We start from the raw sequence: 9,804 nt of genomic DNA, 5'->3' as shown, positions 1-9,804 counted from the left end.
TTGAGAAGGGCTGTCCTTAGTACGAGAGGACCGGGACGGACGAACCTCTGGTGTGTCAGTTGTACTGCCAAGTGCACCGCTGATTAGCTACGTTCGGATGGGATAACCGCTGAAAGCATCTAAGCGGGAAGCCTGCTTCAAGATGAGATTTCCATACACCATTTGGTGTGAGAGGCCCCCAGCCAGACCACTGGGTTGATAGGCCGGATGTGGAAGCGAGGACTAACGACTCGTGAAGCTGACCGGTACTAATACGCCGATAACTTGACACACAAACACACTAATTTATTGCTACGCGTCCACTATGCGGTTCCCAACCAACAACCCCGCCAGCCACCACCGGCGGCCCAGGGGACAGGTGGCAGGCAAAAAAACGCATGCCGGCCACCGAAGACAACATCATAAAGACAACATCATAGAGAAGTTGTAACCAAAGACTTCCCACCCCCACACGTACACCACCACGGTGCACGAACCACAGGGGGACGGGTAACAGGGTTACGGCGGTCATAGCGTGGGGGAAACGCCCGGTCCCATTCCGAACCCGGAAGCTAAGACCCACAGCGCCGATGGTACTGCACCCGATAGAGTGTGGGAGAGTAGGACACCGCCGGACAACACTTAAAAAACGCTGAGGCTCCGACACCACCGTCGGAGCCTCAGCCATTTAACCCACCACACGGGCAGCCCGCCGGGTATATGAGCCACCCGGTATTTAGGCCACCTCCGGCCGCCGCACTACAGTTCCACTATGGACAGCATCTTTTCCCATCAGAGCGTCGACGGAATGGACGGGGCCGCTGAAGGGCCCCCACCGGCCACCACCGTGGAAATCACGGTCCCCCGCGACGTCGCGGACGCATTCGCCGGGTTCACCGATGGAATCCACCTGTGGTGGCCCGTCAGTCTGACTCACTTCGGTGAGGGCACCCATCCGGAGTTCACCGACGGCGAGCTGTTCGAAGAGGACGCATCGGGGAGGACGCGTCTTTGGGCTGCCGTCCTCGGGTCGCCGTCCGCGAATGAACTGCAGCTGGCCTGGCACCATCGGGGCAATCCGGATCTGTCGACCGGCGTCTCCATCTCGTTCACGTCGACTGAATCCGGCACTCGCCTGACCCTGGTGCAGGACGGCTGGGCCGCGGGGGAGACCGGGGTGGAACAGCGCGCTGCCGCTCCGGACTGGGAAGCTGCTCTCTTCTCCTACCGGCGTTTCATGGGTGGTGCGTGATGACCCCTGGGACAGCACACCACGGACCTGCGGCGGTGGTTGAAGCGCTTCTATCGGGCGTGGGGGCATCCCGCGTTCTGACCGACCGGAACTCCCGGGGGAGCTACGCCCGCGACCAGGGTCCTCTCACGGAGCCGGCCGAGCCCGCCGTCGTCGTGCTTGCTGAAAATGTGGACGAGGTCCAGCACGTGATGCGGTGCGCACACCGGCTGGGAGTGCCGGTTGTAGCCCGGGGCAGAGGCACCAGCCTGTCCGGCGGCGCTCATGCCGTCCCCGGGTGCATCATCCTCAGCCTTGAGCGGATGAACCGGATCATCGAGGTACGCCCGCAGGATGAGGTGGCCGTCGTCGAACCAGGAGTCATCAATGCCGACCTTAACCTTGCAGCGGCGCCGCATGGGTTGATGTATGCGCCGGACCCCGCAAGTCACGCAATCTCGACCCTCGGGGGCAACGTTGCCACCAACGCGGGCGGGCTGAGATGTGCCAAGTACGGGGTGACACGGGACTCGGTACTCGCTCTCGACGTCGTGCTTGCAGATGGAACGCTCATCCACACCGGCCACATGACCTTCAAGGGCGTGGCGGGTTATGACCTGACTGCGCTATTTATCGGTTCGGAAGGGACGCTGGGCATTGTTGTCGGCATCACCGTGCGCCTGAAATACCTACCGGTGGAGACCCGGACGCTTGCTGCCTTTTTCCCCGATCTGCCGGCGGCAGCCGCCGGTGTGCTGGCAATCGGCGCCGCCCGGGTCCAGCCCGCCATCCTTGAGCTCCTTGACGGCAATACTCTCGCCATCCTCGATGCGGCGTTCGACTCGCACCTGGGTGAGCGGGGAGATGCCCTGCTTCTGGTCCAGACGGACGGTTTCGGCGCAGCGGCGGAAGCCGCCGTCGTGCAGGAAGTACTCAGGGCGGCGGGCGCGACCGTCGAGGCCGAAGAGGGAGCCGAGGCCGGGATGCTGCTCGACCTGCGGCGGAACGCCAGAGGCGACGGCGTGGACGACGACTTCCGGGTAGGTGAGGACGTCGCTGTTCCGCGTTCCCAGCTGGTGCACTACGCTGCCGAGCTCGAGCGGATCGCCCGCGACCACGGCGTTCGGCTTCGCCTGGTTGCACACGCCGGCGACGGAAACCTGCACCCGACCTTCTGGGTGCCGCGTGACGAGGGTGTTGCTGGAATGTCCAGGCTTCACGCGGCACTGGACGAGTCCGTGAAGGTTGCACTGGGCCTGGGCGGCACGATCACCGGTGAGCACGGCGTCGGTCAGTACAAGCTCAAATGGCTGCCATGGGAACAAAGCCCCGACGTGATAGACCTGCAACGGCGCATCAAGGAAGCTTTCGACCCGCGGGGCATCCTTAATCCGGGCAAGGCGATCTCCTGAGGAGGCGGGCTGCCTTCCCGGCGTCTGTCGGGAACGGCGGATAGACTGGACGGAGCCGGCAGCGCATGATCAGTGGGCATTGCAGCGGCAGCATCAGACGTGAGAAATGGGGACATACCGTGACAGACAACCCTACCGGCCAATCTGGCCAACCGGGCGGTACCAACGGCGGCAAGGACGACTCCTCCCGCTATCCCGCGGGGCAGCAGTGGCAGCAGCCCTCTTCCTCGGATGAGCCACACGGGCAGGCAGCGCCGAGTCAGCCTTATGGACAGCAGTCCCTGGGTACGGACAACCCTATGGTCAGCAGCCGCCCACAGGATACGGCCAGACGCAGGGCTCCCCGTATGGAAGCCCCGGCGGGTACGGCGGCTACGGGCAGCCGGCGGAGAACCCGGGAAAAACACTGGGCATTGTCGGTCTGATCTGCTCGATCATCTGGCCCATTTCCATCGTTGGCCTGATCATTTCCATTGTCGCGATGGTGAAGTCGAGGAAAGCGGGAATGGGCAACGGCTTTGCCCTCGCCGGAATCATCATCGGAGCGATCGGCGTCATCACCGGCATCATCGCGCTGATCGGCCTGATTGCGCTGATCCCCTTTTCGCAGGAAGTTATTGAGTTCTGCCAGACCGCCGGTCCGGGTGTACAGGAGTTCCAGGGCCAGGAGATCGACTGCAGCCAGCTGATGCCATAGGCGTCAGCTGCCCTCCTGGGCACCGCCGCTGATGATGTCCAGTGTCTTGGTGTCGGCCGTCAGCATGATCGCTGCCTCATCGCGCCGGTGGCGCAGCACCGAGTCGAGATAGGACTGCACGGCTTCGGCGAGCGGCACATTGCGGTCCTGCTTTTCCGACATGTACCAGCGGTGCTCGAGCACCTCGTGAACCACTTCGGCGGGCTCGAGCTTGCCGCCGAGCTCACGGGGAACCGCCCGCACAATGGGTTCGAAGACGTGGGCTACCCACTGGTGCGCGCTGATCTCCTCATCAAGATCCGGGGTGTTGTCGGCCCGGTAGGCATCCATGTCATTCAGCAGGCGCCGGGCCTGGTTCTCCTGGGCGTCGATACCCGTAAGGCGGATCAGCCGGCGGCTGTGGTGCCCGGCGTCGACCACCTTGGGCTGGAGCTGGATCTGGGAGCTCTCGGAGACGGTCTTGATGGCGTACTCCTCGACGTCGAACCCGAGGTCATTGAGGCGACGGATCCTCGCGTTCACCCGCCAACGTTCGCCGAGCTCGAAGGACTCCTGCTCCGTGAGTTCGGCCCACAGCCGGCGGTAGCTGTCCATGATGAGTTCGCTGGTGGCCAGCGGGTCCACCTTCTCCTCGATGAGCCCGCCCTCGGCCAGGTCCATGAGTTCGCCGGCGATGTTGACCCGTGCAATTTCGAGATCGTATTCGCGCTGCCCGGTGGACAGCTCCGGGTACAGTTCACCGGTCTCGGCGTCCACGAGGTAGGCGGCGAAAGCCCCGGCGTCGCGCCTGAACAGTGTGTTCGAGAGTGATACGTCGCCCCAGTAGAAGCCGATGAGATGAAGGCGGACAAGGAGGAGCGCCTGCGCGTCAATAAGGCGGGTCAGCGTATCTTTCCGGAGCATCTGCGAAAAGAGTGCACGGTACGGCATCGAGAATTTCAGATGGCGCGTCACGAGCACAGGGTTCAGGTCATCGCCGTCGAGCGTCTTCCGGCCGGAGATCACGGCGACGGGCTCCACGCACGGTACATCGAGACGCTGCAGCTTGCGCAGCATGTGATATTCATGCCGCGCGATATGTTCGCTGGTCTCCTTCACCGCGATCACCGATCCACCGAGGTGGGCAAACCGGACAATGTGGCGGGAGATGCCACGGGGAAGGGCTGCGAGGTACTCAGCAGGCCATTCCTCCAGGGCGAGGTGCCACGGCAGGTCGAGCAGTTCCGGATCCGTTGCCGCGGCCAGGATGTTCAGTGAGCCAAGGGAACCCTCCGCGAGGGCGCTCCGGTTTCGCGGCAGCTTGCCCGGCTGATCATAATCCGTTGGCTCGTGATGCCAATTGGCTTGGGTTGAGTCAGTCATGGTGATCAATAAGTCCTGTCAACGACGGCGGCCCCTGCCGGTTGAGTTTACCGTCAACCAGCAGGGGCCACCGCGGAATGTGTACCGAACCGCTAAAGGGCCGAAATTACACGTGGTCAGCCAGGCGCAGCCCGTCCTTGGTGTCGAACAGGTGCACGTGGCCCTTCTCCGGACGCACGTACACGGTGTCGCCCTTCATCGGAGGACGGCGTCCGTCGACGCGTGCCACGATGTCGTGATCCTGCCCGTTGAGCGTGGTGTGTCCGTACAGGTAGGCGTCAGCGCCGAGTTCCTCGACAACATCGACCTCGACCTGGAGTCCCTCACCCGCGGTGGTGAGTCCCAGATCCTCGGGACGGACACCCAGGGTCACGGTGCTGCCGTGTGCGTTGCCCAGGACGTCGAGGGGAACGGGGTAGGTGGTGTCGCCGAACTTCACGCCAGCTTCGGTGGTGGGCAGTTCCAGCAGGTTCATTGCGGGTGAACCGATGAAGCCCGCCACGAAGACGTTCTTGGGGCGCTCGTAGAGGTTGCGCGGGGTGTCCACCTGCTGGAGGATGCCGTCCTTGAGGACTGCAACGCGGTCTCCCATGGTCATGGCCTCGACCTGGTCGTGGGTCACGTACACAGTGGTGACTCCGAGGCGGCGGGTCAGCGAAGCGATCTGCGTACGGGTCTGCACGCGGAGCTTGGCATCGAGGTTGGACAGCGGCTCATCCATCAGGAAGACCTGCGGGTTACGGACGATCGCGCGACCCATGGCAACACGCTGGCGCTGGCCGCCGGAGAGTGCCTTCGGCTTGCGGTCCAGGTAGTCCTCAAGGTCGAGGAGCTTGGCGGCTTCACGCACCCGCTGTGCGCGCTCTTCCTTCGAGACACCGGCGATCTTCAGGGCGAAGCCCATGTTGTCGGCAACGGACATGTGGGGGTACAGCGCGTAGTTCTGGAAGACCATCGCGATGTCGCGGTCTTTCGGAGGAACATCGGTGACGTCGCGGTCACCGATGAGGATGCGGCCGGAGTTGACGTCTTCCAGGCCGGCCAGCATGCGGAGGGAGGTGGACTTTCCGCAACCGGAGGGTCCAACGAGGACGAGGAATTCGCCGTCTGCGATCTCGATGTTGAGCTTGTCTACGGCGGGCTTCTCGGTGCCCGGGTACAGGCGCGTAGCCTGGTCAAACGTTACCGTTGCCATTTTTCTTATCCTTTTCACGGGCAGGTACGTGCCCGACGATCCGTTGTGAATGGAAAATATTCAGTTGGAGTGATTCAGTACGGAGGCCGGGTTCGACCCACCGTGAACTGCGTCACAAGAACCGAGTATGGCATGAAGTCAGGCCCGGGCGCCAGCACGGCGTAATGTGACCAGCTCCTCGAGTACCTGCACCAGCTGTTCCGGGGACTCGATGCGATAGTCCGCCGCGGTCTCGCCATCGCCGACCTTGATGCCGACATCGGGGGCTGTGAGCGTCTTCAACGCGTGCTCGTCAGTGACGTCATCACCGGCGAACACCACGGCCGTGGCTCCCACCAGCTGACGCAGTGACTCCAGCCCGGTGCCCTTGTCTGCCTGCACCACGGAGAGCTCAAGAACATTCTTGCCATCGCTCAGGTGCACTCCATCCAGCGAGGACACCTCGGTGCGGGCAACCGAGGCGGCGGCCTCGGCCGTCTCGGCGTCAGCCGTTCTGGTGTGCAGTACGACGCCGGCCGGTTTCAGTTCGAGGAGCGTGCCGGGATGGGCATCCACGACCTTCCGGACTGCGTCGGTGGCCCGCTGGAGGATCTCCGTCTGCGACGGCGTCAGTTCCAGGGGTGCGCCGTCAGGCCCGGTCCAGGTTTCAGCGCCGTGGCTGCCGATAAGGAGGGTCTCGGGTTCCGGCGAGGCAACCGCACGCAGGCTGTCCAACGCGCGCCCGGAGATGAGCGCCGTCGTCGTACGTTGAATTTGCGCAAGCTCCCGCAGCGCAGCCGCGGAACCGGGCAGCGCCCTGGCGTCCTCCGCCCGGTCAACGAGGGGCGACATGGTGCCGTCGAAATCGAGGGCGACCAGCAGGGTGTCGGTGGCCGCCGCCGTCGCCAGCGCGGAGAGCAGTTCGGGGCTGAGCGGCTCAGACAAGGATTTCCTCCCGGGCGCCGTCCTGCAGTTCGGTGAGGAAGGCCTGCGACCAGCGTTCGACGTCGTTCTGAAGCACCTGGCGGCGCATGGTCCGCATGCGGCGGGTTGCCTCCGACGGGCTCATATCGAGCGCACCGCGGATGGCGCTCTTGAGTCCGTCGATGTCATGAGGGTTGACGAGGATGGCCTGGCGCAGTGTGTCCGCGGCTCCCGCGAACTCACTCAGTACCAGGGCGCCGCGGTTGCCGGTGCGGGCCGCAACGTACTCCTTGGCGACGAGGTTCATGCCGTCACGGAGGGCGGTGACGAGCATGACGTCGGCCGCCAGGTACAGCGCCACCATTTCCTCGACCGGATAGCTGTGGTGAAGGTAGCGGATGGCGGTGTTCTTGATGGTGTCGTAGGTGCCGTTGATGCGGCCGACGGCGCCCTCCACCTCTTCGCGGAGGAGCCGGTATTGCTCCACCCGCTCGCGGCTGGGGCTTGCGACCTGGATGAGGGCCGCATCCTCCACATGGATGATCCCGTCGGCGAGGAGCTCTTCGTAGGCCTTGAGGCGATGCCCGATGCCCTTGGTGTAGTCAAGGCGGTCAACGCCGAGCAGGATGTGCTTCGGGTTGCCGAGTTCGCGGCGGATCTCCTGGGAGCGCTCGATGATGTCGGGGCGGTGCGCGAGATCGACGATGCGCTGTACGTCGATGGAAATGGGGAACGCTTCGGCGCGCGACACGTAGTCCGGTGCGCCGTCGACGCCCTTCAGCTGCACCTGCTGCTGGCGAACCGCCAGGCCAAGGAAACGGCGGACGCAGCGCAGGAAGTTGCTGGCATCGCTGGGTCGCTGGAAACCGATCAGGTCGGCACCAAGCAGACCCTCGATCACCTGGCGCCGCCAGGGGAGTTGCGCGTAGATCTCCAGCGGCGGGAAGGGGATGTGGTTGAAAAAGCCGATCTTGAGGTCCGGCCGTGCCTCACGGAGCAGCTTGGGAACGAGCTGAAGCTGGTAGTCCTGCACCCAGACGGTGGCGCCCTCCGCTGCGATGGCCGCCGTCCGCTCCGCGAAGCGTTCGTTGACCTTCCGGTATGAATCCCACCAGTGGCGATGGAACTCCGGCGGGGCGATGACGTCGTGGTAAAGCGGCCACAGCGTGGCGTTGGAGAAACCCTCGTAGTAGAACTCGACCTCATCAGCGCTCAGCGGAACGGGTACCAGCCGGATGTCGGTGTGATCAAAGGAATCGAGGGTTTCATCGGGAGCGCCGTGCCATCCCACCCAGGCGCCGTCCGCCTTCTCCATCACCGGGGCGAGCGCGGTGACCAGACCGCCGGGTGACCTCCGCCAGGTGCCGTTGCCGTCGTCGTCGTTCACGCGGTCAACCGGAAGCCGGTTGGACACGACTATGAATTCAAACTCACCGTATGTGGTGTCACCTGATTGCATACTGTCTCCCCTGACGATGGTAGGCCTACTGATGACTTTAGCCGGTTGGGCGGAGCGGCCGCGCGGTGCGGCTGGGCGGGATACGGCTGCGCGGAGGCGTCGCCTAAAGTGGTTTGGATACGTAACCGCGTGAACAACGAGGACTGATGAGCTCAAGCAACCCGAGACCCAGCAAAGCCCAACGGAAATCGGAAGCGCGCGAGCAGGCGCGGCTGGCGATGGAGGAGCGGGACCGGCGCCAGAAGCGGGCCTCCTTTCTGATCAAGTGGGGCGTTGTGGCGGCGGTCATCGCCATCCTCGTGATCATTGGCCTTATCGTCGCAGGCAACATCCGGAGCCAGGTCCCCGATGCCGGACCGGCTCCGGCACACGGCAACGAGTTCGGAGGCATCACGCTGACCTCCACAACGGAGCTGGCGGCCACGGACGTGGAGACGGTGGACATCGCCGCCCTGCCCGAGGAAGCAGGCAGCCCCGCGGATCCGCCGCCCGGCGTGAGCGCGGCCGGCGCCGACGAGCCGGTGCAGGTTGTGGCCTACGTGGACGTCAACTGTGTGCACTGCGCCAACTTCGAGCGGACCCACGCGGAGCAGATCCAGACCTGGCTGGACGAGGGAGCCATCACCTTCGAATACCGGAACGTGGCGTACCTCGATGCCAACTCGCAGACGGACTACTCCTCGCGCGGAGCAGCCGCCCTGGCATGCGTTGCGGACGCGTCGCCCGGCGCCTACTGGGACTTCTCCGCGGCGGTGTTCGGCAACTTCGAAAACGGTGAACTGTCGGATGCCGAGCTGGCGGAGCTGGCGGCGGCAGTGGGTGCCGAAGACATCTCCACCTGCCTGGCGGAGGGCACCTTCCGGCCGTGGGCGCAGTTTGGAACCCAGGCAGCGGAGACCTACGGCGTGGGCGGGACCCCCACGGTATTCGTGGACGGTGAGGATGTTCCGGATGCAGTGAGCGAATTCGCCGCCGTGACCCAGACGAAAATCGACGAGAAAAGCTGAAGCCCGCCCGCGGGCTGATTTCCCGCCTGCGGCGGCGCTGGGCTAATCTTGTGTAGCGCTGTCAACGTCACCCACGACGACGGCGCACGCTGGCTTAGCCAGTGCGCCTCCTTAGCTCAGTTGGCCAGAGCACCGCTCTTGTAAAGCGGGGGTCGTCGGTTCGAATCCGACAGGGGGCTCCATCATATCCCGCCCGGACGGGCGTTTCCCGGGCCAGGCTGGGCCCGCAAGCAGGGAGAGATTCCGGGCAGACAGCTCGCGCAGGTGCCGGACGGGCGTACAGCCACCCTCACCGGTGGCAGGGCACAGCCGACCGAGCGCAGCGCTCAGCCAGCCAGACGATCGCAGTACTCAGCCGACAAGGCGCTTTGCGCGCTCGACAGCCTTTCGGAGTTCGTCCTGCTTGGTCTTGCGGGAGAGCGACTGCGGGCCCACCCCGGGCGCCTTGATTACTGTGACGCGCGGAACGCGGTCCTGCAGGTGCTTGTCCCAGGTCTGTTGCACGGCGTCGCTGCAGAGCAGCACTACCTCGAGTCGCGGCAGGAGCCGCAGGACCGAG

At 64.4% G+C, this 9,804-nt stretch carries 9 protein-coding genes, 1 tRNA gene and 2 rRNA genes; 7 read left to right on the top strand and 5 right to left on the bottom strand.

Annotation, left to right across the window (positions count from 1 at the left end; translation table 11 throughout):
• From X803_RS0107770 to X803_RS0107745, 5 genes are all read left to right on the top strand, one after another.
• A 23S ribosomal RNA gene (locus X803_RS0107770) occupies positions 1-272 on the top strand; the annotation flags it as partial.
• Between the two features lie 227 nt (positions 273-499).
• Positions 500-616: ribosomal RNA gene (gene rrf / locus X803_RS0107765) — 5S ribosomal RNA — on the top strand.
• A gap of 135 nt (positions 617-751) precedes the next feature.
• Positions 752-1,231, top strand: coding sequence for an SRPBCC family protein (locus X803_RS0107760; RefSeq protein ID WP_026544697.1), 480 nt, complete (start codon positions 752-754; stop codon positions 1,229-1,231).
• A complete protein-coding gene (locus X803_RS0107755; RefSeq protein ID WP_026544696.1) occupies positions 1,231-2,622 on the top strand; it encodes an FAD-binding oxidoreductase in 1,392 nt (463 codons plus the stop codon). Before X803_RS0107760 ends, X803_RS0107755 begins: the two co-directional genes overlap by 1 nt.
• A 505-nt stretch (positions 2,623-3,127) precedes the next feature.
• Positions 3,128-3,319, top strand: a complete 192-nt coding sequence (locus tag X803_RS0107745; protein ID WP_026544695.1) for a hypothetical protein — start codon at positions 3,128-3,130, stop codon at positions 3,317-3,319.
• Between the two features lie 3 nt (positions 3,320-3,322).
• Here the strand turns inward: X803_RS0107745 and X803_RS18580 are convergent, their stop codons facing one another.
• From X803_RS18580 to X803_RS0107725, 4 genes are all read right to left on the bottom strand, one after another.
• Positions 3,323-4,681, bottom strand: a complete 1,359-nt coding sequence (locus X803_RS18580) for a DUF4032 domain-containing protein (RefSeq protein ID WP_035778264.1) — start codon at positions 4,679-4,681, stop codon at positions 3,323-3,325.
• A gap of 106 nt (positions 4,682-4,787) precedes the next feature.
• Positions 4,788-5,876, bottom strand: a complete 1,089-nt coding sequence (gene ugpC / locus X803_RS0107735; protein ID WP_026544694.1) for an ABC transporter ATP-binding protein — start codon at positions 5,874-5,876, stop codon at positions 4,788-4,790.
• 138 nt (positions 5,877-6,014) lie between these two features.
• Complete coding sequence (gene otsB / locus X803_RS0107730; RefSeq protein ID WP_026544693.1) at positions 6,015-6,800, bottom strand: trehalose-phosphatase; 786 nt, start codon at positions 6,798-6,800, stop codon at positions 6,015-6,017.
• Positions 6,793-8,238, bottom strand: a complete 1,446-nt coding sequence (locus X803_RS0107725; protein WP_051470569.1) for an alpha,alpha-trehalose-phosphate synthase (UDP-forming) — start codon at positions 8,236-8,238, stop codon at positions 6,793-6,795. Before X803_RS0107725 ends, otsB begins: the two co-directional genes overlap by 8 nt.
• Before the next feature lie 146 nt (positions 8,239-8,384).
• Between X803_RS0107725 and X803_RS0107720 the strand changes: the two genes are divergently transcribed.
• Together X803_RS0107720 and X803_RS0107715 are read left to right on the top strand one after the other, a co-directional pair.
• Positions 8,385-9,245: a DsbA family protein gene (locus X803_RS0107720; RefSeq protein ID WP_026544698.1), complete on the top strand. Its 861-nt coding sequence runs from the start codon at positions 8,385-8,387 to the stop codon at positions 9,243-9,245.
• Between the two features lie 105 nt (positions 9,246-9,350).
• Positions 9,351-9,427 (top strand) — tRNA-Thr (locus tag X803_RS0107715).
• 169 nt (positions 9,428-9,596) lie between these two features.
• Here X803_RS0107715 and X803_RS21830 read toward each other — a convergent pair.
• Positions 9,597-9,804, bottom strand: a 208-nt coding sequence (locus X803_RS21830) for a hypothetical protein (protein ID WP_162149209.1), incomplete at its 5' end; no start/stop codon positions are given.

The sequence above is a fragment of the Arthrobacter sp. 35/47 genome (genome assembly GCF_000520475.1).
Classification (GTDB): Bacteria; Actinomycetota; Actinomycetes; order Actinomycetales; family Micrococcaceae; genus Arthrobacter_D; species Arthrobacter_D subterraneus.
Note: the sequence above shows the minus strand (reverse complement) of the source record. Positions and strands in the feature narration are given on the sequence as shown.

Excerpts from the sequence above, each read along its gene's own strand:
- X803_RS0107760 (WP_026544697.1), top strand. The coding sequence starts at position 752 with ATGGACAGCATCTTTTCCCATCAGAGCGTCGACGGAATGGACGGGGCC.
- X803_RS0107755 (WP_026544696.1), top strand. The coding sequence starts at position 1,231 with ATGACCCCTGGGACAGCACACCACGGACCTGCGGCGGTGGTTGAAGCG.
- X803_RS0107745 (WP_026544695.1), top strand. The coding sequence starts at position 3,128 with ATGGGCAACGGCTTTGCCCTCGCCGGAATCATCATCGGAGCGATCGGC.
- X803_RS18580 (WP_035778264.1), bottom strand. The coding sequence starts at position 4,681 with ATGACTGACTCAACCCAAGCCAATTGGCATCACGAGCCAACGGATTAT.
- ugpC (WP_026544694.1), bottom strand. The coding sequence starts at position 5,876 with ATGGCAACGGTAACGTTTGACCAGGCTACGCGCCTGTACCCGGGCACC.
- X803_RS0107725 (WP_051470569.1), bottom strand. The coding sequence starts at position 8,238 with ATGCAATCAGGTGACACCACATACGGTGAGTTTGAATTCATAGTCGTG.
- X803_RS0107720 (WP_026544698.1), top strand. The coding sequence starts at position 8,385 with ATGAGCTCAAGCAACCCGAGACCCAGCAAAGCCCAACGGAAATCGGAA.